Source organism: Pseudomonas sp. GW821-FHT01D09 (assembly GCF_059422465.1).
Map to the genome: position 1 here is coordinate 75,637 of NZ_JBWKWY010000017.1, position 26,689 is coordinate 102,325.

25 protein-coding genes and 1 pseudogene are annotated in these 26,689 nt (G+C 62.3%); 12 read left to right on the plus strand and 14 right to left on the minus strand.

Going from position 1 to position 26,689, the window contains the following annotated elements; all coding sequences use genetic code 11:
- The first annotated feature begins 41 nt into the window (after nt 1-41).
- The 6 genes from hemA to AC07W7_RS16460 all read left to right on the plus strand — a co-directional run bounded on the left by hemA (nt 42) and on the right by AC07W7_RS16460 (nt 5,410).
- The gene (gene hemA, locus AC07W7_RS16435) at nt 42-1,331 is read left to right on the plus strand and encodes a glutamyl-tRNA reductase (RefSeq protein WP_197883651.1); all 1,290 of its coding nucleotides are present in this window, start codon (nt 42-44) and stop codon (nt 1,329-1,331) included.
- Complete coding sequence (gene prfA / locus AC07W7_RS16440) at nt 1,328-2,410, plus strand: peptide chain release factor 1 (RefSeq protein ID WP_076962856.1); 1,083 nt, start codon at nt 1,328-1,330, stop codon at nt 2,408-2,410. Before hemA ends, prfA begins: the two co-directional genes overlap by 4 nt.
- Nucleotides 2,411-3,241: a peptide chain release factor N(5)-glutamine methyltransferase gene (prmC, locus tag AC07W7_RS16445; RefSeq protein WP_076962855.1), complete on the plus strand. Its 831-nt coding sequence runs from the start codon at nt 2,411-2,413 to the stop codon at nt 3,239-3,241.
- Entirely contained in the window at nt 3,235-3,990 is a 756-nt protein-coding gene (locus AC07W7_RS16450; RefSeq protein WP_495039706.1) for a molybdopterin-synthase adenylyltransferase MoeB, read from the plus strand. Before prmC ends, AC07W7_RS16450 begins: the two co-directional genes overlap by 7 nt.
- Nucleotides 3,983-4,777 (plus strand): glutamate racemase, encoded by a 795-nt coding sequence (gene murI, locus AC07W7_RS16455; protein ID WP_099167960.1) that lies wholly within the window; start codon nt 3,983-3,985, stop codon nt 4,775-4,777. Before AC07W7_RS16450 ends, murI begins: the two co-directional genes overlap by 8 nt.
- Nucleotides 4,778-4,891: 114 nt before the next feature.
- Entirely contained in the window at nt 4,892-5,410 is a 519-nt protein-coding gene (locus AC07W7_RS16460; RefSeq protein WP_076962852.1) for an acyloxyacyl hydrolase, read from the plus strand.
- 177 nt (nt 5,411-5,587) lie between these two features.
- On the opposite strand, the gene AC07W7_RS16465 is transcribed toward AC07W7_RS16460, so the two are convergent.
- The 7 genes and pseudogenes from AC07W7_RS16465 to AC07W7_RS16495 all read right to left on the minus strand — a co-directional run bounded on the left by AC07W7_RS16465 (nt 5,588) and on the right by AC07W7_RS16495 (nt 11,594).
- On the minus strand, nt 5,588-5,893 hold the full coding sequence (locus tag AC07W7_RS16465; protein WP_076962851.1) for a YkgJ family cysteine cluster protein: 306 nt from the start codon (nt 5,891-5,893) through the stop codon (nt 5,588-5,590).
- 162 nt (nt 5,894-6,055) lie between these two features.
- A pseudogene (locus AC07W7_RS16470) lies at nt 6,056-6,142 on the minus strand (NAD(P)-binding protein); the annotation flags it as partial.
- On the minus strand, nt 6,139-6,921 hold the full coding sequence (locus AC07W7_RS16475) for an SDR family NAD(P)-dependent oxidoreductase (protein ID WP_495039707.1): 783 nt from the start codon (nt 6,919-6,921) through the stop codon (nt 6,139-6,141). The gene AC07W7_RS16475 and the pseudogene AC07W7_RS16470, both read right to left, overlap by 4 nt.
- A gap of 189 nt (nt 6,922-7,110) precedes the next feature.
- Nucleotides 7,111-8,556, minus strand: a complete 1,446-nt coding sequence (gene phrB, locus AC07W7_RS16480; RefSeq protein ID WP_495039708.1) for a deoxyribodipyrimidine photo-lyase — start codon at nt 8,554-8,556, stop codon at nt 7,111-7,113.
- A complete protein-coding gene (locus AC07W7_RS16485; protein WP_495039709.1) occupies nt 8,556-9,485 on the minus strand; it encodes a MerR family transcriptional regulator in 930 nt (309 codons plus the stop codon). The genes phrB and AC07W7_RS16485 overlap by 1 nt, the downstream gene beginning before the upstream one ends.
- Before the next feature lie 3 nt (nt 9,486-9,488).
- A complete protein-coding gene (locus tag AC07W7_RS16490; RefSeq protein ID WP_495039710.1) occupies nt 9,489-10,460 on the minus strand; it encodes a YbgA family protein in 972 nt (323 codons plus the stop codon).
- Between the two features lie 147 nt (nt 10,461-10,607).
- On the minus strand, nt 10,608-11,594 hold the full coding sequence (locus AC07W7_RS16495) for an NAD(P)/FAD-dependent oxidoreductase (protein WP_495039711.1): 987 nt from the start codon (nt 11,592-11,594) through the stop codon (nt 10,608-10,610).
- A 196-nt stretch (nt 11,595-11,790) separates the two neighbouring features.
- Between AC07W7_RS16495 and AC07W7_RS16500 the strand changes: the two genes are divergently transcribed.
- Together AC07W7_RS16500 and hemH are read left to right on the plus strand one after the other, a co-directional pair.
- Entirely contained in the window at nt 11,791-12,690 is a 900-nt protein-coding gene (locus AC07W7_RS16500; RefSeq protein WP_495039712.1) for a TIGR01777 family oxidoreductase, read from the plus strand.
- 15 nt (nt 12,691-12,705) lie between these two features.
- A complete protein-coding gene (gene hemH, locus AC07W7_RS16505) occupies nt 12,706-13,728 on the plus strand; it encodes a ferrochelatase (RefSeq protein ID WP_076962844.1) in 1,023 nt (340 codons plus the stop codon).
- 66 nt (nt 13,729-13,794) lie between these two features.
- Here hemH and AC07W7_RS16510 read toward each other — a convergent pair whose 3' ends face one another.
- The 3 genes from AC07W7_RS16510 to algW all read right to left on the minus strand — a co-directional run bounded on the left by AC07W7_RS16510 (nt 13,795) and on the right by algW (nt 17,865).
- A complete protein-coding gene (locus AC07W7_RS16510; RefSeq protein WP_495039713.1) occupies nt 13,795-14,514 on the minus strand; it encodes a DUF4198 domain-containing protein in 720 nt (239 codons plus the stop codon).
- A gap of 12 nt (nt 14,515-14,526) precedes the next feature.
- Nucleotides 14,527-16,635 (minus strand): TonB-dependent siderophore receptor, encoded by a 2,109-nt coding sequence (locus AC07W7_RS16515; protein ID WP_495039714.1) that lies wholly within the window; start codon nt 16,633-16,635, stop codon nt 14,527-14,529.
- Nucleotides 16,636-16,710: 75 nt separating this feature from the next.
- Nucleotides 16,711-17,865, minus strand: coding sequence for a Do family serine endopeptidase AlgW (gene algW, locus AC07W7_RS16520; RefSeq protein ID WP_169897850.1), 1,155 nt, complete (start codon nt 17,863-17,865; stop codon nt 16,711-16,713).
- 102 nt (nt 17,866-17,967) lie between these two features.
- Between algW and AC07W7_RS16525 the strand changes: the two genes are divergently transcribed.
- The 3 genes from AC07W7_RS16525 (at nt 17,968) to cysN (ending at nt 21,713) form a co-directional block, all read left to right on the plus strand.
- Nucleotides 17,968-18,726 carry a Nif3-like dinuclear metal center hexameric protein gene (locus AC07W7_RS16525; protein ID WP_057958314.1) on the plus strand — a complete coding sequence of 253 codons (759 nt, stop codon included), beginning with the start codon at nt 17,968-17,970 and terminating at the stop codon, nt 18,724-18,726.
- 161 nt (nt 18,727-18,887) lie between these two features.
- The gene (gene cysD / locus AC07W7_RS16530) at nt 18,888-19,805 is read left to right on the plus strand and encodes a sulfate adenylyltransferase subunit CysD (RefSeq protein WP_057437780.1); all 918 of its coding nucleotides are present in this window, start codon (nt 18,888-18,890) and stop codon (nt 19,803-19,805) included.
- A gap of 9 nt (nt 19,806-19,814) precedes the next feature.
- Nucleotides 19,815-21,713 (plus strand): sulfate adenylyltransferase subunit CysN, encoded by a 1,899-nt coding sequence (gene cysN, locus AC07W7_RS16535; protein WP_076962840.1) that lies wholly within the window; start codon nt 19,815-19,817, stop codon nt 21,711-21,713.
- Between the two features lie 59 nt (nt 21,714-21,772).
- On the opposite strand, the gene AC07W7_RS16540 is transcribed toward cysN, so the two are convergent.
- The 4 genes from AC07W7_RS16540 to AC07W7_RS16555 form a co-directional block, all read right to left on the minus strand.
- The gene (locus tag AC07W7_RS16540) at nt 21,773-22,582 is read right to left on the minus strand and encodes a hypothetical protein (protein WP_495039715.1); all 810 of its coding nucleotides are present in this window, start codon (nt 22,580-22,582) and stop codon (nt 21,773-21,775) included.
- Nucleotides 22,583-22,828: 246 nt separating this feature from the next.
- Complete coding sequence (gene yihG / locus AC07W7_RS16545) at nt 22,829-23,725, minus strand: 1-acylglycerol-3-phosphate O-acyltransferase, YihG family (protein WP_169902012.1); 897 nt, start codon at nt 23,723-23,725, stop codon at nt 22,829-22,831.
- Nucleotides 23,726-25,825: a phosphate acetyltransferase gene (gene pta, locus AC07W7_RS16550; protein ID WP_076962837.1), complete on the minus strand. Its 2,100-nt coding sequence runs from the start codon at nt 25,823-25,825 to the stop codon at nt 23,726-23,728.
- A 60-nt stretch (nt 25,826-25,885) separates the two neighbouring features.
- On the minus strand, nt 25,886-26,224 hold the full coding sequence (locus AC07W7_RS16555) for a DUF3565 domain-containing protein (protein WP_076962865.1): 339 nt from the start codon (nt 26,222-26,224) through the stop codon (nt 25,886-25,888).
- Between AC07W7_RS16555 and AC07W7_RS16560 the strand changes: the two genes are divergently transcribed.
- Entirely contained in the window at nt 26,193-26,678 is a 486-nt protein-coding gene (locus tag AC07W7_RS16560) for an FKBP-type peptidyl-prolyl cis-trans isomerase (RefSeq protein WP_017476012.1), read from the plus strand. The two genes, AC07W7_RS16555 and AC07W7_RS16560, sit on opposite strands and share 32 nt — an antisense overlap.
- The last annotated feature ends 11 nt before the right edge of the window (nt 26,679-26,689 follow it).

The window sequence follows — 26,689 nt, forward strand, 5'->3', positions numbered from 1 at the left end:
TAGGACAATTGTCGGCTTCTCGACATCATCAGCGATATTGAATGGCCTTCCTTGCTCTGGGTATCAACCACAAGACTGCTTCTGTAGACGTCCGCGAGCGCGTGGCGTTTACCCCGGAGCAATTGGTTGAGGCTTTGCAGCAGCTGTGCCGGCTCACCGACAGCCGCGAAGCTGCGATCCTTTCCACCTGCAATCGCAGCGAGCTCTATATAGAGCAGGAACATCTTTCGTCGGATGGGGTACTGCGCTGGCTGGCTGAATACCATCATTTGAGCCTGGATGACCTGCGCGCCAGCGCTTATGTGCACGAAGAGGATGCGGCAGTTCGTCACATGATGCGTGTGGCATCCGGGCTCGACTCCCTGGTTTTGGGTGAGCCGCAGATCCTCGGCCAGATGAAATCGGCCTACGCCGTGGCCCGCGAAGCCGGGACCGTGGGGCCGTTGCTGGGGCGTCTGTTCCAGGCCACTTTCAATTCGGCCAAGCAGGTGCGTACCGATACGGCGATTGGCGAAAACCCGGTGTCCGTGGCGTTTGCCGCCGTCAGCCTGGCCAAGCAGATCTTCAGCGACCTGCAACGCAGCCAGGCCCTGCTGATCGGCGCGGGCGAGACCATTACCCTGGTCGCCCGGCACCTGCATGACCTGGGTGTCAAGCGCATCGTGGTGGCCAACCGGACCCTGGAGCGCGCGAGCATCCTGGCTGAAGAGTTCGGTGCCCACGCGGTGTTGCTGGCCGACATCCCGGCCGAGCTGGTGCGCAGCGATATCGTGATCAGCTCCACCGCCAGCCAGTTGCCGATCCTTGGCAAGGGCGCGGTGGAAAGCGCCCTGAAGCTGCGCAAGCACAAACCGATTTTCATGGTGGATATCGCCGTTCCCCGGGATATCGAGCCCGAAGTCGGCGAGTTGGACGACGTTTACCTGTATAGCGTCGACGACCTGCACGAAGTGGTCGCCGAAAACCTCAAGAGCCGCCAGGGCGCTGCCCAGGCCGCCGAAGAAATGGTCGCCATCGGCGCCGATGACTTTATGGTGCGCCTGCGCGAGCTGGCCGCCGTGGATGTGCTCAAGGCCTATCGCCAACAGGGCGAGCGCCTGCGCGATGAAGAATTGATCAAGGCCCAGCGCCTGCTGGCCAATGGCGGCAACGCTGAAGACATCTTGATGCAATTGGCCCGTGGCCTCACCAACAAGCTGTTGCATGCTCCCAGCGTACAGCTTAAAAAACTGACAGCCGAAGGCCGCCTCGATGCGCTGGCCATGGCCCAGGAACTCTTTGCCCTCGGTGAGGGCGCGTCAGACAGCTCTTCGGATAAAAAACCGCAATGAAAGCGTCACTGCTCAATAAACTGGACGTGCTCCAGGACCGTTTCGAAGAACTGACCGCCTTGCTCGGCGACGGCGAGGTTATTTCCGATCAGACCAAGTTCCGCGCCTATTCCAAGGAATACGCCGAAGTTGAGCCGATCGTGACCACCTATTCGCAACTGCTCAAGGTGCAGGCCGACCTCGAAGGCGCCCAGGCGCTGCTCAAGGACAGCGACCCGGACATGCGGGAAATGGCCGTGGAAGAAGTCCGCGAAGCCAAAGACAAGCTCATCGAGCTCGAAGGCGACCTGCAACGCATGCTGCTGCCCAAAGACCCTAACGATGGGCGCAACGTCTTCCTGGAAATCCGCGCCGGCACCGGTGGCGACGAGGCGGCGATCTTTTCCGGCGACCTGTTCCGCATGTACTCACGCTATGCCGAGCGTCGCGGCTGGCGCGTGGAAATCCTCTCGCAGAACGAGGGGGAACACGGCGGCTACAAGGAAATCATCGCCCGGGTCGAAGGCGAGAACGTCTACGGCAAGCTGAAATTCGAGTCCGGCGTGCACCGCGTACAGCGTGTACCCGCCACCGAGTCCCAGGGCCGTATCCACACCTCGGCGTGCACCGTGGCCGTGTTGCCCGAGCCCGACGAGCAGGAAGCCATCGAGATCAACCCGGCAGACTTGCGTGTCGACACTTATCGCTCGTCGGGCGCCGGTGGCCAGCACGTCAACAAGACCGACTCGGCGATCCGCATCACCCACTTGCCGTCCGGCATTGTGGTGGAGTGCCAGGAAGAACGTTCCCAGCACAAGAACCGGGCGCGGGCCATGTCCTGGCTGTCGGCCAAGCTCAACGACCAGCAGACCAGCGCTGCGGCCAACGCCATTGCCAGCGAGCGCAAGTTGCTGGTGGGCTCGGGTGACCGCTCCGAGCGCATTCGCACCTATAACTATGCCCAGGGCCGGGTCACCGACCATCGGGTCAACCTGACCCTGTATTCCCTGGACGAAATCCTTGCCGGTGGCGTGGACGCAGTGATCGAGCCGTTGCTCGCCGAATACCAGGCCGACCAACTGGCCGCAATAGGTGAATAAATGACCATTATTGCCAGCTTGTTGCGCGCCGCCGACCTGCCCGACTCGCCGACCGCACGCCTGGATGTGGAGTTGTTGCTGGCCGCAGCCCTGGGCAAGTCCCGCAGCTACCTGCACACCTGGCCGGAAAAAATCGTCAGCAGCGAAGACGCGCTGCGTTTTGCCGACTACCTGCAACGTCGCCGCGGTGGTGAGCCGGTGGCTTATATCCTCGGCCAGCAAGGCTTCTGGAAACTCGACCTGGAAGTCGCGCCCCACACCCTGATCCCGCGCCCGGACACCGAGCTGCTGGTGGAGGCGGCCCTGGAGTTGTTGCCCGCCACCCCGGCCACTGTGCTCGACCTGGGCACCGGCAGCGGCGCCATCGCCCTGGCCCTGGCCAGCGAGCGCCCGGCCTGGCGCGTGACGGCAGTGGATCGCGTGCTCGAAGCCGTGGCCCTGGCCGAACGTAATCGCCAGCGCCTGCACCTGGATAACGTCACGGTGCTCAACAGTCATTGGTTCAGCGCCCTCAAAGGTCACACCTATCACCTGATCATCAGCAACCCGCCCTATATTGCCGACAGCGATCCGCACCTGGTGGCGGGCGATGTGCGCTTCGAGCCGGCCAGCGCCTTGGTGGCCGGTCACGACGGCCTGGACGACCTGCGCCTGATCATCGCCCAGGCGCCGCAGCACCTGGAGGCCGGTGGCTGGTTGTTGCTCGAGCATGGTTACGACCAGGCCCCGGCCGTGCGTGACCTGCTGCTGACGCAAGGTTTTGAAGAGGTCCATAGCCGTATTGACCTCGGCGGCCATGAGCGCATCAGCCTGGGACGCCGGCCGTGCTGACCGACCAGGAGCTGTTGCGCTATAGCCGGCAGATCCTGTTGCAACAGGTCGACATTGATGGCCAGTTGCGCCTGAAAAACAGCCGCGTGCTGATCGTCGGCCTTGGTGGCCTCGGTGCGCCGGTGGCCCTGTACCTGGCGGCGGCCGGCGTGGGCCAGCTGCACCTGGCGGACTTTGATACCGTCGACCTGACCAACCTGCAACGCCAGATCATCCACGACACTGACAGCGTGGGCCTGAGCAAGGTCGATTCGGCCATCCGCCGCCTGAGTGCGATCAACCCTGAGGTACGGCTGGTGGCCCACCGCACGGCGCTGGACGCGGACTCGTTGGCCGCCGCCGTGGCCGATGTAGACCTGGTGCTCGACTGCTGTGACAACTTCGCCACCCGCGAAGCGGTGAACGCGGCGTGCGTGGCGGCGGGCAAGCCCCTGGTCAGCGGCGCGGCGATTCGCCTCGAAGGCCAGCTCTCGGTGTTCGACCCACGCCGCCCGGAAAGCCCGTGCTACCACTGTTTATATGGGCACGGCAGCGACACCGAACTGACCTGCAGCGAAGCCGGCGTTGTCGGCCCGCTGGTGGGCCTGGTCGGCAGCCTGCAAGCCCTGGAAGCCCTGAAACTGCTGGCCGGCTTTGGCACCCCCCTGGTCGGGCGCCTGCTGTTGATCGATGCCCTGGGCACGCGTTTTCGCGAACTGCGGGTCAAGCGCGATCCCGGTTGCAGCGTCTGCGGTAGCCAGTATGGTTAAGGATGCACCGATTGGTGTGTTCGACTCCGGTGTCGGCGGCCTGTCGGTGCTGGACGAAATTCATCGTTTATTGCCCCAGGAGTCGCTGCTGTACGTGGCCGATTGCGGGCATATCCCCTATGGCGAGAAAACCCCGGCCTTCATTCGCGAACGTTCGCGGGTGGTCGCAGAGTTTTTCCGCGAGCAGGGCGCCAAGGCCTTTGTGATTGCCTGCAACACGGCAACCGTGGCGGCGGTCGCGGATTTGCGCAGCGATTACCCGGATTGGCCGCTGGTGGGCATGGAGCCGGCGGTCAAACCGGCGGCTGCCGCGACCCGCAGTGGCGTGGTCGGCGTACTCGCCACCACGGGCACCCTGCAAAGCGCCAAGTTTGCCGCGTTGCTGGATCGCTTTGCCACCGATGTACGGGTGATTACCCAGCCATGCCCGGGGCTGGTCGAGCTGATCGAGGCCGGCGACCTGGGCAGCCCGGTGCTGCGCCAGTTGCTGCAAGGGTATGTCGCGCCGCTGGTCGAGGCCGGCTGCGACACGCTCATCCTTGGTTGCACCCACTATCCTTTCCTTAAGCCATTGCTGGCGACGATGCTGCCACCGTCGATCATCCTGATCGATACCGGCGCAGCAGTGGCGCGCCAGCTACAGCGTCTGCTGGGTGAGCGCCAACTGCTGGCCGATGGCACCCCCCGTACCGCGCAATTCTGGACCAGCGGCGAGCCGCAGCACCTAAGAAATATCCTACCCACACTCTGGAACTCCAGCGGCGTTGTGCGCAGTTTCGAGCGGTAAAAAATTCGTGAAACAGCGGGTTTTTTTAACTGAACTTCTGCTTACTCCGTGATTTCTATAGCTCCTGATTAGCGGTAAAAAATCATACAAATTCGTTTGGAAAGGATGTTTCTTATGAAGCGCTTGTTCTGTTTGGCTGCGATTGCAGCCGTTGTGGTGGGGCATTCGATTTCGGCCCAGGCAGCCGGCCTGGAGTTTGCGGTGGGGCATACCAGCGATTCGACCATGACGTATCGCCTGGGCCTGCAATCGGACTGGGACAAGAGCTGGTGGCAGAGCGATGTCGGCCGCCTGACCGGCTACTGGAGCGGCGCTTATACCTTCTGGGAGGGGGACGAACGTGCGAGTGTCAGCAGCCTGTCGTTTTCGCCGGTGTTTGTGTATGAGTTCGCCGGCGAGTCGGTGAAGCCCTACATCGAAGCGGGGATCGGCATGGCGCTGTTTTCACGCAGCCGGGTCGAAGACAACAATATCGGCGGGGCTTTCCAGTTTGAAGACCGCCTGGGCTTGGGCTTGCGTTTTGCCGGCGGGCATCAGGTGGGGATCCGGGCCACGCACTATTCCAACGCCGGTATCAGCAGCCGCAACGATGGTGTCGAGAGCTATTCGTTGAACTACACAATGCCGCTCTGATATTCCCCAGACACTGCAGAACCTATGTGTGTGGGCTGGTGTGGGAGCCGGGCTTGCCCGCGATGCAGGCGCTGTGGTGTATCAGTTACACCGTAGTGATGCTATCGCAGGCAAGCCAGCTCCCACACAAGCTTCCACATAAGCCCGCTTCCATATGGGATCTTCATTGGCCTTGGTTCAGCGGTAGACCGTCGCAATCCCCTGGCGCTCTTCAAGGCACTCCGGCGCGCCCATCTCGAACTCCCGGCAAATCAATGGTCGCTTCTCATAGATCGTGCACATCATCGTGTCGCGATCCAGCGCCGCGCACCAGCCGTCGTCCAGGCGCAGCATGACTTCGCCGCCCCAGTCGTCGGTGTCGATAAAGCGATCAGGCACGCCGGTGTCGGTGATCAGCATGACTTCCAATTGGCAGCAGCAGGCTGCACAGGTGGAACAGGTGACGGCGGGTTCGGCGATTTGGGTGTGGGGGATGGTGGTCATGGGGGGCAGCTTCAAGGTTCAAGCGTCAAGCTGCAAGTAAAAGCCGACCGGCTCCAGTTTTTTTCGGCGCGCTGCCGGCAGGCAAGCGCGTCGCTCCTGCATCACGGTTTACAGGGTTTGCCCAAACGCCTGGGCCACGCGCAGGGCACTGGCCACGCCGTCTTCAAATACGCTGATGTCATGGCGGCGGCTGAGCAGATAGGCGCAGGTCAGCCCGGAAATCCCGCTGCCGACAATGGCGATCTTCACAGGTTGTCCTTGTGCGGCGGCGGGCTGCGCAGCATGCGCTTGCCGATGATCAGTCGCGTGCGGTTCGGCAATGTCGACAGCGGCCACAGGGTGGCGATAAACAGCGCCGGGAAGGCAATCTCCAGGGGGCGCTCTTCCAGTTTGCCGACAATATGCCGCGCGGCCTTGTCGGCCGGCCAGCTCAAGGGCATTGGAAAGTCATTGTGTTCGGTCAGCGGCGTATCGACGAAACCGGGGCTGACAACCGTGACGTCAATGCCTTCGGGAGACAGGTCAAGGCGCTGGGCTTCAAACAGGGAACGCAGGCCGGCCTTGGACGCGCCATAGGCTTCTGCACGGGGCATCGGCAGGTACGTGACCGCACTGGCGACGCCCACCAGGTGCGGGGTTTGCCCGGCACGCAGCAGCGCCAAGGCGGCTTCGATGCAATAACTGCTGGCCAGCAGGTTGGTGCGCACCACATGTTCGATAATCGACGCATCGAACTGCTTGGCATCCACGTATTCGCAGGTGCCGGCATTCAGGAGCACGGTGTCCAGGGCCCCCCAGGTTTGCGCGATCTGCTCGCCGATTTCCCGTACGACCTGGCTGTTGGTCAAGTTGCCGGCGACCACCAGCACTTGCCCAGGATAGCGTTGGGCAAGTTGCTCCAGCGGTGCCTTGGCACGCGCACTCAGCGCCACCTGGGCGCCGCTGTCGAGCAACACCTCGGCCAGGGCGGCGCCAAGGCCACTGCTTGCCCCGGTCAGCCAATAACGGCGTGGCGATGTCAGGCTCATGCCATTCTCCCTTTCAACCAACGGACCGGCCGGCCAACTACCAGCAGATGTTCGTAACACCGCGCGCTGATACCGCGGACCTGATGCAGTGGATCGGTAAACGATATGTCCTGGCTGTACAGGTTGTCGAGCCGGTGCCGGTTGTGTGTGCCCAGTGGGGTGAAGGAATCGGCGAACTGTCGCAGGCCATCACGCATACCTGTCTCCCGCCGCCTGGCGTGAGGGCAGGGCGCGAAAGGCCGCCAACGCGCGTTCACGGGAATGCTTGAGGTCGACAATGGGCTGCGGGTAGTCGGCCACGCCAAACAGATCGCCGGCGGCGGCGGGATGGTGCACTTGCTGTTTGTTCAAGCCCGCCAGTTGCGGCAGCCACTGCTTGATGAAACGCCCTTCGCCGTCGAACTTCTCGGACTGGCTCAACGGGCTGAAAATACGGAAGTACGGTGCCGAATCGGTGCCGGTGGACGAGCTCCATTGCCAGCCGCCGTTGTTGGCCGCCAGATCGCCGTCGATCAAGTGGCGCATAAAAAAGCGCTCGCCTTCGCGCCAGTCGATCAACAGGTTTTTGGTCAAAAACATCGCCACCACCATGCGCAGGCGGTTATGCATCCAGCCGGTTGCCAAGAGTTGGCGCATCGCGGCATCGATGATCGGCAGGCCGGTGCGCGCTTCCTGCCAGGCGGCCAGGTCCGCGGGGGCGTGGCGCCAGGCCACGGCTTCGGTTTCCGGGCGAAACGCGCGATGACGCGACACCCGTGGGTAGCCCACCAGGATATGTTTGTAGAACTCGCGCCACAGCAGCTCGTTGATCCAGGTAATGGCGCCGGTATCGCCGCTTTCAAATTCACCCTGGTTGCTTTGCAGCGCCGCGTGCAGACATTGGCGCGGCGACACCACGCCAGCGGCGAGGTACGCCGACAGTTGGCTGGTGCCGGGCTTGGCCGGGAAGTCGCGTTCGTCCTTGTAATAGCTGATCTGTGCGTCGGCAAACTGTGCAAGGCGCCGCTGCGCCTCATCTTCACCGGCCGGCCAAAGGGCGCGCAGGGTGTCGCTGGGCGGGGCAAAGCCCTTGACCTGCCCGGGCACGGCATCGCTGGCCAAGGCCAAGGCGGCCTGGGCCTTGGGCGTCGCCACCCGGCGCGGCAGGGCCGTGTGCAGGCGGTTGTAGCAGACCTTGCGAAACTGGCTGAACACCTGGAAGTAGGTGCCCGTCTTGGTCAGCACACTGCCGGGTTGGAACAGCAACTGGTCCAGATAACGCTGAAAACTCACCCCTTGTGTTGCCAGGGCCCGGGCCACGGCGGCATCACGCCGGCTTTCGTGGATCCCGTATTCTTCGTTGGCGTGGACGCTCTCGACCGACAGGCTCTGGCACACCTCCACCAGCACCTGCGGCACCTGGTCCCAGGTGTCGGCATGGCGGATCAGCAGGGGAATATTCAGCTTTCCCAGGGCCAGGCTCAGGGCCTTGAGGTTGCGCAGCCAGAAGTCCACCTTGCACGGCGCATCGTCATGGGCCAGCCACTGCGCGGCGGTGATCAGGTACACCGCCGCCGTCGGCCCGCGCTGGCAGGCGGCGGCGAGGGCGGTGTTGTCATGCAGGCGCAGGTCGCTGCGCAGCCAGATCAGATGCATTAGAGAAGCCCATGCTGGATCAGGAGCTGATGGGCCGACAACGGGTCTTCGGCCAACAACAGCCCGGGGATGTCCTGGGTTAAGACGGACAACTCGGCCTGGTGGATGCAGACCGTGGGGCCGGCGATCAGAATTGGGCAACGGGCACCGCTCAATAGTTTCGGCAGGCCTGCCAAATGGAGGGCCTGGCTGGAGTACAGCAGCACGGCGCGTGGTTGCAGGTGTTCGACCGCCAGGGCCAGCTCGCCGGTGGGCAGCGGCCAGTCGAAGACTTCCACCGGGCAATCGGCGCTGCTGGCCAGCCAGGCGCTCAACCACAGGTGCGGCTCCAGTGGCCGGTTGGAATGATTGATCAGCAATAAAGGGGAGCCACTGAGCTGGCGATTGTTGTGATACAGCCGCGCGCCGAATTTGCTGCGCAGCCAGGAATAAAAAAACACCCGCTCCATCTGTGCGCCGAACTGGCCTTGCCAACGTTGGTCCAGCTCCTTGAGCAGCGGCAACAACAGGTGCTCGCAGAGGGTGCGCGGCGGGTAGAGGGCCATGGCCTGGTTGAACACCGCATCCACCCGGCGCTCGGCCAGTTGGCCGATGGCTTGCACCAGGGTCTGGCGCAGGCCCTGCCATTCGTTTTCAGCGCTGGCGTCCACCGGCTGGGCGTTGTCGATCAGTTGCTTGACCTGGCTGACCGGCACGCCACGGTTGAGCCAGGTCAGGATGGTCTGGATGCGCTGCACATGGTCGGCGCCGAACAGCCGGTGGCCCTTGGGCGTGCGTTGCGGCACGATCAGGCCGTAGCGCCGCTCCCAGGCACGCAGGGTCACCGCGTTGACCCCGGTCTGGCGGGACACCTCGCGAATCGGTAGCCAGCCTTGTTCCAGGGCCAGGTTGGCGACGGGGTGGGCGGGAGGTTGCAGGGACGCATTCATGGGTTAGATCGCATTACGCAGGCTGAGGTTTTCCGGGTGCGGTTGCAGGTAGGCCTGCTGCGCGATGTAGCGGTCCGGGTGGTGGCGAAAGTGATGCTTGAGCAAGGTCAGCGGCACCACCAACGGTACGATGCCGTGGCGGTATTGGCCGATCAGGGTCTGCATTTCCTGCTTGTCTGCGGCACTGAGGGCCTGCTTGAGGTAGCCGCTGATATGTTGCAGCACGTTGGAATGGGTGCCACGGGTGGCGCACCTTTGCAGCGCGGTCATCAACTCGCTGAAATACTCGGCGGCCAGGGCTGGCAGGTCGCAGTCCTTGCCCATGCTGCCCAACAGATGGCCGAGGCTTTTGTAGTGGGCCGGGCTGTGGGCCATCAGCAGGTATTTATAGCGCGAGTGGAAGGCCAGTAGGCGATGACGGGTCAGGCCCTCGGCCAGCCATTGCTGCCACGAGGCGTAGACAAATACCCGGGTCAGGAAATTTTCGCGCAGCACCGGGTCGTGCAGGCGGCCATCTTCCTCCACTGGCAGGTTAGGGTGGCGGGCACAGAAGGCCTGGGCATAGATACCACGCCCGCCGCCCTCGACCGGGGTGCCGTTGTCGCGGTAGACCTTGACCCGTTCCAGGCCACAGGACGGTGACTTCTGCATAAAAATGTAGCCGCACAGGTCAGTGTGCTCGGCGGCCATGTCCTGGCCGTAGGCGTGCAGCGCGGCGGTCACGTTCAGTTCACGATGCACCGTACCCACGGCTTGCGGCTGCTGCGGGTCGCCCACCAGGCGAATCGGCTCGCGGGGGATGCCCAGGCCGATGGCGACTTCCGGGCACAGTGGCACGAAGTCGAAGTAGGCGCTGAGTGTCTGGCGGCACAGGGAGGATTGCTTGTGCCCGCCATTGAAGCGCACGTTCTCGCCAAGCAGGCAGGCGCTGATGGCGATTTTCGGTTTGCCGATGGCGGACAGGGGACTGGACATGGCAAACCTCTGCAAGACTCCTGTACAGATTTTATTTTCTGTACAACTAATTTCATCATAGGTTTTGCGGTGTACAAGTCAAATATTTTGTATAGGTTTTATAGGCCGATTATTCCCTGCTGACGGGATAGCAGCGATTGCAGCGGCTTAGCGCAAATGTTCGACCAGGCGCCGCGCCGCTTCCTGGCCGCTGAGCCAGGCCCCTTCGACCCGTCCCGACAGGCACCAGTCGCCACAGGCATACAAGCCCAGGTCGGCATCCGCCAATACCCCCCATTCATGACCGCTTGCGGGGCGTGCATACAGCCAGCGATGGGCCAGGCTGAAGACGGGCGCCGGCATGCTGCAGTGCAGCAGTTCGGCAAAGGCGCCGTGCAGCAACTCGATAATGGCGTCCTTGGGCAGGTCCAGGTGCTGTTTGCTCCAGGCACTGGTGGCGTGCAGGATCCAGGTGTCCGGCGTGGCGTCCCGCCCTGGTTTGCTGCGGTTGCGGGCCAGCCAGTCGAGGGGGCTGTTTTGTACGAAACAGCCTTCCATCGGCGTATCCAGTGGCGTATCGAAGGCCAGGGCGATGGCCCAGGTCGGGTCCATTTTCACCCCGGCGGCGGTGCTCGCCAGCTTGGGCGCCGCCGCCAGCAGGGCGGTGGCCTGGTGCGCCGGGGTGGCAATGATCACGTGGCTGAAAGGGCCATGGTTGTCGCCGTCGGCGTCCAGCAGGTTCCAGTGTTGTTGGCCCTGGAACACTTCGGTGATACGGCAGCCAAACTCCACCGGCAGGTCATCGAGCAAGGCGCGGGTGATGGCGCTCATGCGCGGGGTGCCGACCCAGCGGGTCTGCTCATCGGGAGAGGGGCTCAGTTGCCCGGACTGGAAGTTGTAGAGTTGCGGCTCCCACTCGGCGGCCCAGCCATTGGCTTGCCAGCGTTGTACTTCATTGACGAAGCGCCGGTCGCGGGCCGTGAAATACTGCGCGCCCAGATCCAACGTGCCGGCCTCGCTGCGCTTGCTGGACATGCGCCCGCCACTGCCGTGGCTTTTATCGAAGAGTTGGACAACGTGCCCGGCATCTTTTAACGCGCGGGCGGCTGAAAGTCCGGCGATGCCGGTACCGATGATCGCGATGGGAACAGTCATGGGAGGCCTCGTTTTACCGTTGGGTACAGACTACGCCGACACCAATAGCTGTACAATATTGTTTTTTGGTATAAGTTTCGGCATGCCTTAACGTGTGGCGTGGCCTATGGTTAAACCCAGGTCGCGCCGATTAAAAAGATCCCTGCTTATAAAATAGACCAGCGATGCCCGGCCAACGTTACAGGAGGAAGATCTCATGCATATTTTGCTGACCGGCGGTACGGGTCTGATCGGCCGCCAGCTCTGCCAGCACTGGAGCACCCAGGGGCATCGGTTGACAGTGTGGAGCCGCCACCCCGCGCAGGTCGCCAGGTTGTGCGGTGCGCAGGTGCAGGGTGTGGCCCGTTTGCAGGACATCACGCAGCCGGTGGACGCGGTCATCAACCTGGCCGGCGCGCCGATTGCCGACCGCCTCTGGACCCACAAGCGCAAGGCCTTGCTGTGGAGCAGCCGCATCAGCCTCACGGAAACCCTGCTGGCCTGGCTTGAGGGCCTGGCGGTGAAACCTGCGGTATTGATTTCCGGTTCGGCGGTGGGCTGGTATGGCGATGGCGGTGAACGCGAGCTGACCGAAACCAGTGGCCCGGTGTTGGACGATTTTCCCAGCCAGTTGTGCATCGCCTGGGAAGAAACCGCCCAGCGCGCCGAAGCCTTAGGCCTGCGGGTAGTGTTGGTGCGTACTGGCCTGGTGCTAGCGGCCGAGGGCGGCTTTTTGTCGCGGTTGCTATTGCCCTTTAAACTGGCGCTGGGCGGGCCTATCGGCAACGGCCGGCAGTGGATGCCGTGGGTACATATCAAGGATCAAATCGCCCTGATTGATTTTCTTCTGCACAAACCTGACGCCAGCGGTCCTTATAATGCCTGCGCGCCCCAGCCGGTGCGTAACCGCGAGTTCGCCAAGACCCTGGGCCAGGTGCTGCACCGCCCGGCCTTCATGCCGATGCCGGCGTTTGCCTTGCGGGCCTTGTTGGGGGAGTTGTCCGGCCTGTTGCTGGGCGGGCAGAAGGCACTACCCGAGCGGTTGCTGGCCGCCGGTTTCACTTTTCAGTTCACTGAGTTGCACGCGGCCCTGGACGACTTGTCCCGCCGCCTCTGAGAGATAGGATGTTGCATGACGGATCACGCGTTGTTACTGGTCAACCTGGGTTCACCGGCGTCCACTTCGGTGGCCGATGTGCGCAGCTACCTCAATCAGTTCTTGATGGACCCGTATGTGATTGACCTGCCGTGGCCGGTGCGGCGTTTGCTGGTGTCGCTGATCCTGATCAAGCGTCCCGAGCAATCGGCCCATGCCTACGCCTCGATCTGGTGGGACGAAGGCTCACCGCTGGTGGTGCTCAGTCGCCGCTTGCAGCAGCAGATGACCGCCCAGTGGACCCAGGGCCCGGTGGAACTGGCGATGCGTTATGGCGAACCGTCGATTGAGAGCGTGCTGACCCGCCTGGCCGGCCAGGGCATCCACAAGGTCACGCTGGCGCCGTTGTACCCACAGTTTGCCGACAGCACCGTGACCACGGTGATTGAAGAGGCGCGGCGGGTGGTGCGGGATAAACAACTCGACCTGCAGTTCTCGATCCTGCAACCGTTCTACGACCAGCCGGAATACCTCGACGCCCTGGTGGCCAGTGCCAGGCCGCATTTGCAGCAGGATTACGATCACCTGTTGTTCAGCTTCCACGGCCTGCCGGAGCGGCATTTGAACAAGCTCAACCCCGGGCATGCCCTCGACGGCACGGGCGACTGCTGCGCCAATGCCTCGCCGCAGGTGCGCACCACCTGTTATCGCGGGCAGTGCTTTAGCGTCGCCCGCGACTTTGCCGCGCGCATGGGCCTGGCGGACGATAAATGGTCGGTGGCGTTCCAGTCCCGCCTGGGCCGGGCGAAGTGGATCGAACCCTACACCGAGGCCCACCTGGAGGCCTTGGCCCGGCAAGGGGTGAAGAAGCTGTTGGTGATGTGCCCGGCGTTTGTCGCCGATTGCATCGAGACCCTGGAAGAGATTGGTGATCGCGGCCTGGAACAGTTCCGCGAAGCCGGGGGCGAGGAGTTGGTGCTGGTGCCGTGCCTCAATGATGATCCGCAGTGGGCGGCGGCGCTTAATAGCTTATGCGAAAGAGCGCCTGTCAGCCTCTAATGTGGCCGCTGGCTAGTGTGGGGCTTGCCTGTGTGGGAGCTGGCTCCCACAGGGGTTCAGCGGTGTTTATTCGTGGTGCGGTTGGCCCAGGAAGGTCAGTGAACTGAACAGCGCACGGGTCTGAATCTCGCTATTACCCTTGACCGGTACTTGCGCCTGCGCCGCAATCACATTCAACGCCTCGTTGCGCACCAGTACCCGGGCCCGGCCATCCTGGTCGGTCTCGGTGCTCAAGGTATTCGGTGCGCTACGGTAGTCGCCAATCAGCTTGATCCCGGCGGCGGGCTTGCCGTCGATCAACACCCGTACCGGCAGCGATTGGCCGGGGCCGACGGTCAGTGGGTCGACCTCGGGCACGATCACCATCCTCAGCTGATCCAGCTTGGGCAGTTTCGCCCCGGCCTGATAGATCGCCAGGCTGTATTTCAAGGCCTGGGTGGTTTCGACGGCGCCCGGTACCTGGCTGCGGCCCTGGTTCACCCACTTCTTGTCCGGGGTTTGCGACCACAAGCCATTATCAAAGGCCACGGCCAGTACGGCGGGCGGCTTGAGCGGTTGCAGGCGCGCCTGGTCGACCAGGCGTTGTACGGTCACCGGGATCATCCGGCCACCGGCGTCATAGGCCCAGGCGCCGCTGACTTTTCTGGCCTTGAAGGCTTCGTCTTCGGCACCGTGGCCGTAGATCACTTCGAGATGGCCGCGGCGTTGTTCGGTCCACAGGCCATGGGCCGAGACCTGGGTGGCGAACAGCAGGCCGAGCACAGCCAATGATTTGAGCGCTTGCATGGTGAGGTCCTTTTACAGGTTGAGGGTCAGGCTGACGGTGAAGTTGCGCGGCTCTGCGGGGGTGACCCAGTAGTTGCTGTAGGAGCGCTCGTAGTACTTCTCGTCGAACAGGTTGTTGAGGTTCAGGCCCACGGTGACGTTATCGCTGGCCTTGTAATGGGCCAGCAGGTCCACCGTGTGGTAGGCCGGTAACTCGAAGCTTTTACCGGCCTCGCCTGAACGGTCGCCGACATAGGTAAACGCCGCGCCCAGGTCCGAGCCACGCAGGGCGCCATCCTGGAACTCATACACGCCCAACAGGCTGCCACTGCGTTTGGCCACGCCGAGAATGCGGCTACCGGTGGGGATCTCTTTGTCGCCCTTGGTCACTTCGGCGTCGATGTAGGCCAAGGCGCCAATCACTCGCACGGCATCCGTCAGTTGCCCGCTCACTTGCAGGTCCAAGCCCTGGCTGCGGGCCTTGCCGATGGCGCGTTTGGTGTCGGTGGCCGGGTCGGTGGCCAGGGTGTTTTCCTTTTCGATATGGAAGGCGGCCAGGGTCGCGCTCAGGCGGTCGTCGAACAGCTCGCTCTTGATGCCGACTTCATAACCAATGCCTTCCTCGGGCTTGAGGAAATTGCCGGCTGCGTCCAGCTCGCTTTGCGGTTTGAACGAGGTGGAGGCGTTGGCAAACAGGCCCACTTGCGGGGTCAGTTGATACAGCAGGCCAGCCCGCTGGGTCATGACATCGTGGGTTTTCTGGCTCTTGGCACCGTTGCGGGTGTAGTCCTGCGAGCTTTGCTCGACGTGCTCCAGGCGCACGCCCACCACCCCGCGCAGGCGGTCGGTAAAGATGATCTGGTCTTGCAGGTTCAGCGCCTGGCTTTTCACCTGGGTGAAAAAATCGCTGCCCGAGCGCAGGCCATTGGGCTTGGGCTGGCCGTAGACCGGCTTATAGATGTCGATGGGGTAGCTGCCGGCGATGGCGGTCACCCGTTCTTTCTTGCGGTAGTCCTCGTACTCGGTGCCGATCAGCACTTCATGCTGCCAACTGCCGATCTCGAACAGGCCACGCAGCTCCAACTGGGTGATGCTGTCGTGCCAGCCCATGGAGCGCTGGCGGTAGCGGCGGTTGATGGTATGGCCGTCGGCATTCAGCGCGCGGTTTTCCGAGGCTTCGCCCCACAGGCTGCCCTGTTTGTAGTGGCTGGCCAGGCGCAGTTTCCAGGCATCGTTCAAGTGATGTTCGAGGGTGGCTTGCAGGCGGTTGTTGTGGTTGTCGATATCGCCGTCGTTGGGCTCGCCAAGGAAGGTCGAGCGGGACATGCCGCTCCAGCGGTTGTTGGGGGCGACGAGGCCGCGGTCGAACGTGGAGCTGTGGCGCACGAACTCACTTTCCACCAGCAAGCGGGTGTCCGGGTCCAGTTGCCAGCTGAACGAAGGGGCGACAAATACCCGTTTGCTTTGCACATGATCGCGGAAACTGTGGTTGTCCTCTACCGCCAGATTGACCCGCGACAGCACCCGGCCTTCGCTGTCCAGCGGGGTGTTGATATCCACGGCGGTGCGGTAGCGGTCCCAACTGCCGGCGCTGGTCTGCACGGTGGTGAAGGCTTCGGCTTGGGGCTTCTTGGTGACGATATTCACGGTGCCGCCGGGGTCGCCACGGCCATACAGGCTGGCGGCGGGGCCCTTGAGCACTTCGATGCGTTCGATATTGGCCGTGTCCGGGGTGCTGGGGTAGCCACGGTTGGCGCTGAACCCGTCCTGGTAGAACTGCGAAGTGGTGAAGCCGCGAATGCTGTATTCGTAAAGAGTCAGGCCACCGAAGTTGTTCTGCTTGGACACGCCGCCGGCAAATTCCAGGGCGCGCTCGACATTGTGACTGCCCAGGTCCTTGAGCACCGTGGCGGGAATCACACTGATCGATTGTGGGATATCGCGCAGGGCGGTGTCGGTCTTGGTTGCGCTGGCCGAGCGGGTTGCGCGGTAGCCCTTGACCGGGCCGGTGGCGGATTCATAGGCCTCGCCGGTGATGCTGGTGGTGGCCAACTCAAGGGGGGTGGTGTCTTCTGCAAACACCGGGTCCACCAGCAATCCCAAGGCAAGACCGGCCAGGGGCGCAAACTTTCGAGACGTCATGGTCTAACATTCCAATATCAATATTGAAATAATATAACATGACTATTGAGAGTGTCTCTCTTTAAGGGTTGCCCTTTATTCCTGCTCTTTCACCGGTGCGGGCGGCGGGCGCAAGCCCACTTCGGCCAGCAGCTTGATCTCTTTGCCATTGCGCATGACCTGGATCGCGACCTTTTCCGTGGGCTTGATCCGCGCTACCTGGTTCATCGAACGCCGGCCATCGCCCGCCGGTTCGCCGTCGATGCTGAGGATCACATCGCCGACCTGCATCCCGGCCTTTTCTGCCGGGCCGCCGCGCAGGATGCCGGCGATGACGATGCCCGGGCGCCCGGTCAGGCCAAAGGATTCCGACAGCTCCTTGGTCAGCGGTTGCACTTCAATCCCCAGCCAGCCACGGATCACCTGGCCGTGCTCGATGATCGACTTCATCACTTCCATCGCCAGCTTCACCGGGATCGCGAAACCGATGCCCTGGGAGCCACCGGACTTGGAGAAGATCGCGGTGTTGATGCCGGTCAGGTTGCCATTGGCGTCCACCAGTGCGCCGCCGGAGTTGCCCGGGTTGATCGCCGCGTCGGTCTGGATAAAGTCTTCGTAGCTGTTGAGGCCCAACTGATTGCGCCCGGTGGCGCTGATGATGCCCATGGTCACGGTCTGGCCGACACCGAACGGGTTGCCGATCGCCAGCGCCACATCGCCGACGCGCAGGCCTTCGGAGCGGCCGATGGTGATGGACGGCAGGTGCTTGAGGTCGATTTTCAAAACGGCCAGGTCGGTTTCCGGGTCGCTGCCCACCACCCGCGCCAGGGTTTCGCGGCCATCACGCAGGGCCACCACAATCTGGTCGGCCCCGGTGCTGACATGGTTGTTGGTGAGGATGTAGCCTTCCGGGCTCATGATCACCCCGGAGCCCAGGCTCGACTCCATGCGGCGCTGCTTGGGCGAGTTGTCGCCGAAAAAGCGCCGGAACTGCGGGTCTTCAAACAACGGGTGCGCCGGTTTATTGATGACTTTGGTGGTGTACAGGTTGACCACCGCAGGCGCGGCCACCACCACGGCATCGGCGTAGGTCACCGGGCCCTGTTGCACTGCGCTGGTTTGCGGTGCCTGTTGCAGGTTGACGTCCAGGCTTGGCAGGCCGACCCATTGCGGATAACGCTGAATGATCAGCATCGCGATCAGCACGCCGGCCAACAATGGCCATCCAAAAAAACGCAGCACCTTGAGCATCAAGTAAGTCCTGACAGGTTGCAGGGGGCGTGGGAGCGCCCATAATGTCGCGCATTATACGAGGCCGCGAGCGCCTCTGAACGGGATATTTAGGAGTCTTTTATGGCCGTTGCCCTGAGCACCCTGGTTGAAGAAGCGGATCGCTACTTGAACAGCGCAAAAATTGCCGACTACTGCCCCAATGGCCTGCAGGTCGAAGGCCGGCCGCAGGTATTGCGCATTGTCAGTGGCGTGACCGCCAGCCAAGCGCTGCTCGACGCGGCGGTAGAGGCCAAGGCCGATCTGGTGCTGGTGCACCACGGCTATTTCTGGAAGGGCGAGAGCCCGTGCATCACCGGCATGAAGCAGCGCCGCCTCAAGACCCTGCTCAAGCACGACATCAGCCTCTTGGCCTACCACCTGCCGCTGGACCTGCACCCAGACGTGGGCAACAACGTGCAGTTGGCCCGCCAGTTGGACATCACCGTCGAGGGCCCGCTGGACCCGGACAACCTCAAGGTTGTGGGGCTGGTGGGCTCCCTGGCCGAGCCGTTGTCGGCGCGGGATTTCGCCCGCCGCGTGCAGGAAGCCATGGGCCGCGAACCGCTGCTGATCGAAGGCAGCGCGATGATCCGCCGCGTGGGCTGGTGCACGGGCGGTGGCCAGGGTTACATCGATCAGGCCGTGCTGGCCGGGGTCGATCTGTATCTCAGTGGCGAAGCGTCGGAGCAAACCTTCCACAGCGCCCGGGAAAACGACATCAGCTTTATCGCCGCCGGCCATCACGCCACCGAGCGTTATGGCGTGCAGGCCCTGGGCGATTACCTGGCCCGGCGCTTTGCCCTGGAGCACCTGTTTATCGACTGTCCCAACCCGATCTAAGCCTCCCCACAGGCCCGCCATTGCGGGCAAACCGAGAGGTATATCCATATACCGTTTCGATCTAGCAGGCTCCCTGAATAGAAGCAGGTGCTGTGCTAGCATGCCTCGCTCGAACACGGCCCGCAGGCCGTCCAAAAAGAATCGTTTTTCCGTGAGTAGCCATGGTCGATAAACTGACGCATCTCAAACAGCTGGAGGCGGAGAGCATCCACATCATCCGTGAGGTTGCCGCTGAGTTCGACAACCCGGTAATGCTCTACTCCATCGGCAAAGACTCCGCCGTGATGCTGCATCTGGCGCGCAAGGCATTCTTTCCGGGCAAGTTGCCGTTCCCGGTGATGCATGTGGACACCCAGTGGAAATTCCAGGAAATGTACAAGTTCCGCGACCGCATGGTCGAGGAACTGGGCCTGGAGCTGATCACCCACGTCAACCCGGACGGCGTAGCGCAGGGCATCAATCCGTTCACCCACGGCAGCGCCAAGCACACCGATATCATGAAGACCGAAGGCCTCAAACAGGCCTTGGACCAGCATGGTTTCGACGCCGCGTTCGGCGGTGCCCGTCGCGATGAAGAGAAATCCCGCGCCAAGGAGCGCGTGTACTCGTTCCGCGACAGCAAGCACCGCTGGGACCCGAAAAACCAGCGCCCGGAGTTGTGGAACGTCTACAACGGCAACGTCAACAAGGGCGAGTCGATCCGCGTGTTCCCGCTGTCCAACTGGACCGAGCTGGATATCTGGCAGTACATCTATCTGGAAGGCATCCCGATCGTGCCGCTGTATTTCGCCGCCGAACGTGAAGTGATCGAGAAGAACGGCACGCTGATCATGATCGATGACGAGCGCATTCTCGAACACCTGTCCGACGAAGACAAAGCCCGTATCGTCAAGAAGAAAGTCCGTTTCCGTACCCTTGGCTGCTACCCGCTGACGGGCGCGGTGGAGTCCGAAGCCGAGACGCTGACGGACATCATCCAGGAAATGCTCCTGACGCGAACTTCCGAGCGCCAGGGCCGGGTCATCGACCACGATGGCGCCGGCTCCATGGAAGATAAAAAACGTCAGGGTTATTTCTAAGGGGTTGTCATGTCGCACGTATCTGATTTGATCAGCGAGGACATCCTCGCCTACCTGGGCCAGCACGAACGCAAGGAAATGCTGCGCTTTCTGACCTGTGGCAACGTCGATGACGGCAAGAGCACCCTGATCGGGCGCCTGCTGCACGACTCGAAGATGATCTACGAAGACCATCTGGAAGCCATCACCCGCGACTCGAAGAAAGTCGGCACCACCGGCGACGATATCGACCTGGCCTTGCTGGTCGACGGTCTGCAGGCCGAGCGTGAGCAGGGCATCACCATTGATGTGGCCTACCGCTATTTCTCCACCGCCAAGCGCAAATTCATCATCGCCGACACCCCGGGCCATGAGCAGTACACCCGCAACATGGCCACCGGTGCGTCCACCTGTGACCTGGCGATCATCCTGGTGGATGCGCGCTACGGTGTGCAGACCCAGACCCGTCGCCACAGCTTTATCGCCTCGCTGTTGGGGATCAAGCACATCGTCATCGCCATCAACAAGATGGACCTCAACGGTTTCGACGAAAGCATTTTCGAGTCGATCAAGGCCGACTACCTGAAGTTTGCCGAGGGCATCGCGTTCAAGCCGAGCACCATGGCCTTTGTGCCGATGTCGGCGCTCAAGGGCGATAACGTGGTGAACAAGAGCGAGCGTTCGCCGTGGTACACCGGCCAGTCGCTGATGGAGATCCTCGAAACCGTCGAGATCGCCAACGACCGCAACTACACCGACCTGCGGTTCCCGGTGCAGTACGTCAACCGGCCGAACCTGAACTTCCGGGGGTTCGCCGGCACCCTGGCCAGCGGCATCGTGCACAAGGGCGACGAAGTCGTGGTGCTGCCGTCGGGCAAGAGCAGCCGCGTCAAATCCATCGTCACCTTCGACGGTGAGCTGGAGCACGCAGGCCCCGGCCAGGCGGTGACCCTGACCATGGAAGACGAGATCGACATCTCCCGTGGCGACCTGCTGGTGCATGCCGACAACGTGCCGCAAGTCACCGACGCCTTCGACGCCATGCTGGTGTGGATGGCCGAGGAGCCGATGCTGCCGGGCAAGAAATACGATATCAAGCGCGCCACCAGTTATGTGCCGGGTTCCATTGCCAGCATTGTGCATCGCGTGGATGTGAACACTCTGGAGGAAGGCCCGGCCAGTGCCTTGCAGTTGAACGAAATCGGCCGGGTCAAGGTCAGCCTCGACGCGGCCATTGCCCTGGACGGCTATGCCAGCAACCGCACCACCGGCGCCTTTATCGTGATCGACCGGTTGACCAACGGCACCGTGGCGGCGGGCATGATCATCGCGCCACCGGCCAGCCATGGCGGTGCTGCGCAGCACGGCAAACTGGCCCACGTGGCCACCGAGGAGCGCGCCCAGCGCTTTGGCCAGCAGCCGGCTACCGTGTTGTTCAGCGGCCTGTCGGGCGCGGGCAAGAGCACCCTGGCCTATGCCGTCGAGCGCAAGCTGTTCGACATGGGCCGTGCGGTGTTTGTGCTCGATGGGCAGAACCTGCGGCATGACCTCAATAAAGGCCTGCCACAGGACCGTGCCGGGCGCACCGAGAACTGGCGGCGTGCCGCCCACGTGGCGCGGCAGTTCAACGAAGCCGGCCTGCTGACCCTGGCCGCCTTCGTGGCGCCGGATGCCGAAGGTCGCGAACAGGCCAAGGCGCTGATCGGCAGTGATCGCCTGCTCACGGTCTACGTGCAGGCCTCGCCGCTGGTGTGTGCCGAACGTGACCCGCAAGGCTTGTACGCCGCCGGTGGGGATAACATCCCTGGCGAGTCGTTCCCGTACGACGTGCCGTTGAATGCCGACCTGGTGATTGATACGCAGGCGTTGTCGCTGGAGGACAGCGTCAAGCAGGTGCTGGAGTTGCTGCGGGTTAGCGGCAAGCTTTAAGCGGCAAGCTAAAAGCCCGCCATCGAGTGATCGATGGCGGGCTTTTTTATATCTAGGGATTAGGCCGATTTGCCATCAGACACTTCGACCCGGTTGAGTACGTCAGTGTCTTTGGTTCCGTAGATATCTGCTTGGGAGGTGGTATCGATTATGTTGTGGCCCTTGCCTATGTTGATTTCGCCAACGCCTTCGGTGGTGATGAAGGATGTTCCGGCACCACTGTTGATAGAAAATTTTCCAGAAAGCACGGTCATTGTGTCGTGATCCCCGCTGCCTGTGATAGAGGTTTTCTGGTCTAGGTTACCGACTTTTGCGCCTATCATGATGTTACTGCCGCTCCCCCCCAGCAGGTTGTTCCGCCAACCCCGACCTCCGGCCAGGAAGTCGTTACCGTTTTCGCCATGAAGCGTACCGCCTAGACCCAGGTAGGCCTGGTCATCCCCGTCACCCAAGTGGACGCTTGCAATACCGCCTCCGCCCTTGAAGAAATCGTTACCGTCTCCGGTATTGATCTCGAGGATACTTTTTACGTTGTCATCAACACTCACACGGTCGTCGCCGCCGTTGGTATTGATCGTGATTGTAGAGAGCGGTTGGTTGGGCATGTTTAGCGGATAGCTTTTGCCGTTGATATCGGCCGTCAACTTTTGGTCAGGGTCCAGGCGCAGGTGAATGCGGTCGTTGTGGTTGCCGGTGTTAATAGTGACGTTTCTATAGTTGTCCTGACTGTTCACGTCCGCGAGATCGAAGTCTGCGCTGATTGTCAGATTGCCGTCTTCATAGGTTCGTTTATAAGCCGGCTGTGTCTGGTTTTCTGCGGTTGGCTGTGGTGTTGCAGGAAGTATTGGGGATGAAGAGGTGATGGTCATAGAGTTGGCTCCCGTAATCATTTTTCAGGGCGCAGATGTGCGCGATCCAGATACCCGGTGTTTAAACCGGGCGTATGGTTGAGTGGGAGAGCCTGGAAAATCAGTTGCCGACAATACTGTTTCGGTACGTTTGCTGATCGTTCCCACGCTCCGCGTGGGAACGCCGCCTTGGACGCTCCGCGTCCGCTCTTGAGGTGGTGACGCGGAGTGTCAGGGGATGCATTCCCACGCAGAGCGTGGGAACGATCAGTTGCCTGAGTACTCGATGTGAAGCCGGCTCAGTAGGGCATCCTTGTCTTCCCACAGCTGGTTGATCCAGCCCTGGAACGCCAACCGATATTCCCCGTCCTGCTCATAGTTCTTGCCAATGAACTCGGCCGGGATCTGTACCTCTTCAAACTGCACCACCACCTCCCGCACATTGCCGCACAGCAGATCCCAATAGCCGGGACGCCCGCCAGGGTAGTGAATGGTCACGTTCACCAGCGATTTCAACTGCTCGCCCATGGCATCCAGTACAAACGCAATGCCACCGGCCTTGGGCTTGAGCAGATAGCGCAACGGCGATTGTTGCTGAGCATGTTTGCCAGGGGTAAACCGCGTGCCTTCGGCAAAGTTGAAAATACCCACAGGGTTGTCGCGAAACTTCGCACAGGTCTTGCGGGTGGTTTCCAGGTCCTTGCCTTTTTTCTCCGGGTGTTTCTCCAGGTAGGCCTTGGTGTAACGCTTCATGAAGGGGAAACCCAGGGCCCACCACGCCAGGCCGATCACCGGCACCCAGATCAGCTCCTGCTTGAGGAAAAACTTCAGCGGGCGGATCCGCCGATTGAGTACGTACTGCAGCACCATGATGTCGACCCAGCTCTGGTGGTTGCTGGTCACCAGGTACGAGTGCTGGTAGTCCAGGCCTTCCAGGCCCTTGAGGTGCCAGCGCGTGCGGCACACCAGGTTCATCCAGGCCTTGTTGTTGCTGATCCACGCCTCATGGGTGTGGTTCATCAACCATTCGCTGAAGCGCTTGGCGAACGGCAGCGCCTTGAACAACGCGACGATAAACAGAAATGAACACAGCAGGAGGGTGTTCAACGCCAGCAGTAACGAGGCAATCACCCCGCGCAGGGCGGCAGGCAGAAAATCCAGCATTTAGGCATCCATAGGTCGGTTGGCGGCTTGAATCGCAGTCAGGGCGATGGTGTAGACAATATCGTCCACCTGGGCCCCACGGGGCAGGTCGTTCACGGGTTTGCGCAGGCCCTGCAGCATCGGCCCGAGGCTGACGCAATCGGCGCTGCGCTGTACCGCCTTGTGGGTGGTGTTGCCGGTGTTGAGGTCGGGGAACACAAAGACTGTGGCCTTGCCCGCCACCAGGCTGTTGGGCGCCAGTTGCCGGGCGACGTTTTCGTTGGCGGCGGCATCGTACTGCAACGGGCCGTCGATCAGCAGCGAGCTCTGTTGTTCATGGGCCAGCAGGGTGGCCTCGCGGACCTTCTCCACTTCTTCGCCACTGGCCGAATCGCCGCTGGAATAGCTGATCATCGCCACGCGCGGGGTGATGCCGAAGGCGGCGGCCGAGTCGGCGCTTTGCAGGGCGATTTCCGCCAGTTCCGCGGCGCTGGGGTGCGGGTTCATCACGCAGTCGCCGTACACCAGCACCTGCTCGGGGAACAGCATGAAAAACACCGACGACACCAGGGTGCAGCCCGGCGCGGTCTTGATCAGTTGCAGGGCCGGGCGGATGGTATTGGCGGTGGAGTGGATGACCCCGGAGACCAGGCCGTCCACTTCATCCAGCGCCAGCATCATGGTGGCGATCACCACAGTGTCTTCCAGTTGCTGCTCGGCCATCGGTGCGTTGAGGCTTTTGCTCTTGCGCAGCGCCACCATTGGCTCGACATAGCGCTCGCGAATCAGGTCCGGGTCGAGAATCTCCAGGCCTTCGGGCAACTCGATGCCCTGGGCGCGGGCCACGGCCTCGACGTCGGCCGGCTTGGCCAGCAGCACGCAGCGGGCAATGCCCCGGGCCTGGCAGATGGCGGCGGCTTGCACGGTCAGCGGCTCGCTGCCTTCGGGCAGCACGATGCGCTTGTTGGCGGCCTGGGCGCGCTGGATCAACTGGTAGCGGAACACCGCCGGCGACAGGCGCATCTCCCGTGGCGTGCCGCAACGCTGGTGCAGCCAGCGCGCGTCCAGGTGGCTGGCGACGAAATCGGTGATGATCTCCGCGCGTTCGCGGTCATCAATCGGGATTTCCTTGTTCAGGCTGTTGAGCTGGTTGGCGGTGTCGTAGGAGCCGGTGCTCACCGACAACACCGGCAGCCCGGCCTGGAACGCGCCACGGCACAGGTCCATGATCCGTGGGTCGGGCAGGGTGTCGCTGGTCAGCAACAGGCCGGCCAGGGGCACGCCATTGATCGCCGCCAGGCTGACGGCGAGGATGATGTCGTCGCGATCCCCCGGCGTCACCACCAGCACGCCGGGCTTGAGCAGCTCCACGGTGTTGCGCATGGTGCGCGCGCAGATGATGATTTTGTTCATGCGCCGGGTTTCATAGTCGCCGGCGTTGAGCACTTGCGCGCCCATCAGGTCGGCCACATCGCGGGTACGTGGGGCATTGAGCTCCGGCTGGAACGGGATGCAGCCGAGCAGGCGGAAATCGCCACTGCGCAGCAACGGCGAGTGCTCCTTGAGGCGCGTGGCGAAGGCTTCCATGCTTTCGTCGGTCTGCACCTTGTTGAGAATCACGCCCAGCACTTTCGGGTCTTTCGGGCCGCCGAACAGTTGTGCCTGCAACTCCACACGGCCGGAGAGTTCGGTCAGCACTTCGTTTTCCGGGGCCGAGACCAGAATGACTTCGGCATCCAGGCTTTTGGCCAGGTGCAGGTTGACCCGTGCCGCATAGCTGGCGCTGCGGGTCGGCACCATGCCTTCGACGATCAGCACGTCCTTGCCCACGGCGGCCTGCTGGTACAGGGTGATGATTTCTTCGAGCAGCTCATCGAGCTGGCCATCGCCGAGCATCCGCTCGACATGGGCCAGGCCCAGGGGTTGGGGTGGTTTCAGGCCGTGGGTACGCGCCACCAGTTCGGTGGAACGTTCAGGCCCGGTGTCGCCGGGATGGGGCTGGGCAATGGGCTTGAAAAAGCCGACTTTCAGCCCGGCCCGCTCAAGGGTACGCACCAGCCCAAGGCTGATGGAGGTCAGACCCACACCAAAATCGGTGGGCGCGATAAAAAAAGTCTGCATGCGAATTCTCTGAAGGTGCATGGCTTGGGTGGTGCGCTATGGCTGCGCGCCGACCGGGAATCAGCTGCCAAGGGTATCGTTATCCGGGCGCTGCGCACACCAGCCACAGGCAAAGGGCTGGCCTATTTTTGCCAGGCGCTGCGCTGGGTCAACCACCCAGGCCCGGGATTGCCAGGGCGGCTGGTGGCGCAGGTGCTGCGTATGGCCGCAGGACAGCGCCGCGACCCAGTGGCCGTGCGCGTCCTGATGAAATCCGACGACTGTCGAGTCACTGGATTGCCCCCGTCTGTCCGGGTTCTGTTCGCTTTCGGGCAAATCCTTGTTTAGACTTGTCCGTTCTTCATTCTTATGCAAAAGGTCTCGCCCCATGCCGATCGCCGCCAACAAGGCTGTCTCCATTGACTATACCCTGACCAACGACGCTGGTGAGGTCATCGACAGCTCCGCCGGCGGCGCGCCGCTGGTCTACCTGCAAGGCGCAGGGAACATCATCCCGGGCCTGGAAAAGGCCCTGGAAGGCAAAGAGGTAGGTGATGAGCTGACCGTTGCCGTAGAACCCGAAGATGCCTACGGCGAGTACTCGGCCGAACTGGTCAGCACCCTGAGCCGCAGCATGTTTGAAGGCGTCGACGAACTGGAAGTGGGCATGCAGTTCCACGCCTCCGCACCGGACGGCCAGATGCAGATCGTGACCATTCGCGACCTGGACGGCGACGATGTCACCGTTGACGGCAACCACCCGCTGGCGGGCCAGCGCCTGAACTTCCAGGTCAAGATCGTGGCCATCCGCGACGCGTCCCAGGAAGAAGTGGCCCACGGCCACGTGCACGGCGAAGGTGGTCACCACCATTGATTGACAGGGTA

Bases quoted from the DNA above. Each gene is read 5' to 3' on its own strand.
- AC07W7_RS16525 (WP_057958314.1), top strand. From the start codon at position 17,968: ATGGCCGTTGCCCTGAGCACCCTGGTTGAAGAAGCGGATCGCTACTTG.
- hemA (WP_197883651.1), top strand. From the start codon at position 42: ATGGCCTTCCTTGCTCTGGGTATCAACCACAAGACTGCTTCTGTAGAC.
- murI (WP_099167960.1), top strand. From the start codon at position 3,983: ATGGTTAAGGATGCACCGATTGGTGTGTTCGACTCCGGTGTCGGCGGC.
- AC07W7_RS16515 (WP_495039714.1), bottom strand. From the start codon at position 16,635: ATGACGTCTCGAAAGTTTGCGCCCCTGGCCGGTCTTGCCTTGGGATTG.
- prfA (WP_076962856.1), top strand. From the start codon at position 1,328: ATGAAAGCGTCACTGCTCAATAAACTGGACGTGCTCCAGGACCGTTTC.
- AC07W7_RS16475 (WP_495039707.1), bottom strand. From the start codon at position 6,921: ATGAGCCTGACATCGCCACGCCGTTATTGGCTGACCGGGGCAAGCAGT.
- AC07W7_RS16560 (WP_017476012.1), top strand. From the start codon at position 26,193: ATGCCGATCGCCGCCAACAAGGCTGTCTCCATTGACTATACCCTGACC.
- phrB (WP_495039708.1), bottom strand. From the start codon at position 8,556: ATGCATCTGATCTGGCTGCGCAGCGACCTGCGCCTGCATGACAACACC.
- algW (WP_169897850.1), bottom strand. From the start codon at position 17,865: ATGCTCAAGGTGCTGCGTTTTTTTGGATGGCCATTGTTGGCCGGCGTG.
- AC07W7_RS16555 (WP_076962865.1), bottom strand. From the start codon at position 26,224: ATGGAGACAGCCTTGTTGGCGGCGATCGGCATGGGGCGAGACCTTTTG.
- AC07W7_RS16500 (WP_495039712.1), top strand. From the start codon at position 11,791: ATGCATATTTTGCTGACCGGCGGTACGGGTCTGATCGGCCGCCAGCTC.
- prmC (WP_076962855.1), top strand. From the start codon at position 2,411: ATGACCATTATTGCCAGCTTGTTGCGCGCCGCCGACCTGCCCGACTCG.
- yihG (WP_169902012.1), bottom strand. From the start codon at position 23,725: ATGCTGGATTTTCTGCCTGCCGCCCTGCGCGGGGTGATTGCCTCGTTA.
- pta (WP_076962837.1), bottom strand. From the start codon at position 25,825: ATGCAGACTTTTTTTATCGCGCCCACCGATTTTGGTGTGGGTCTGACC.
- AC07W7_RS16490 (WP_495039710.1), bottom strand. From the start codon at position 10,460: ATGTCCAGTCCCCTGTCCGCCATCGGCAAACCGAAAATCGCCATCAGC.
- AC07W7_RS16460 (WP_076962852.1), top strand. From the start codon at position 4,892: ATGAAGCGCTTGTTCTGTTTGGCTGCGATTGCAGCCGTTGTGGTGGGG.
- AC07W7_RS16465 (WP_076962851.1), bottom strand. From the start codon at position 5,893: ATGACCACCATCCCCCACACCCAAATCGCCGAACCCGCCGTCACCTGT.
- cysN (WP_076962840.1), top strand. From the start codon at position 19,815: ATGTCGCACGTATCTGATTTGATCAGCGAGGACATCCTCGCCTACCTG.
- cysD (WP_057437780.1), top strand. From the start codon at position 18,888: ATGGTCGATAAACTGACGCATCTCAAACAGCTGGAGGCGGAGAGCATC.
- AC07W7_RS16540 (WP_495039715.1), bottom strand. From the start codon at position 22,582: ATGACCATCACCTCTTCATCCCCAATACTTCCTGCAACACCACAGCCA.
- AC07W7_RS16495 (WP_495039711.1), bottom strand. From the start codon at position 11,594: ATGACTGTTCCCATCGCGATCATCGGTACCGGCATCGCCGGACTTTCA.
- AC07W7_RS16485 (WP_495039709.1), bottom strand. From the start codon at position 9,485: ATGAATGCGTCCCTGCAACCTCCCGCCCACCCCGTCGCCAACCTGGCC.
- AC07W7_RS16510 (WP_495039713.1), bottom strand. From the start codon at position 14,514: ATGCAAGCGCTCAAATCATTGGCTGTGCTCGGCCTGCTGTTCGCCACC.
- hemH (WP_076962844.1), top strand. From the start codon at position 12,706: ATGACGGATCACGCGTTGTTACTGGTCAACCTGGGTTCACCGGCGTCC.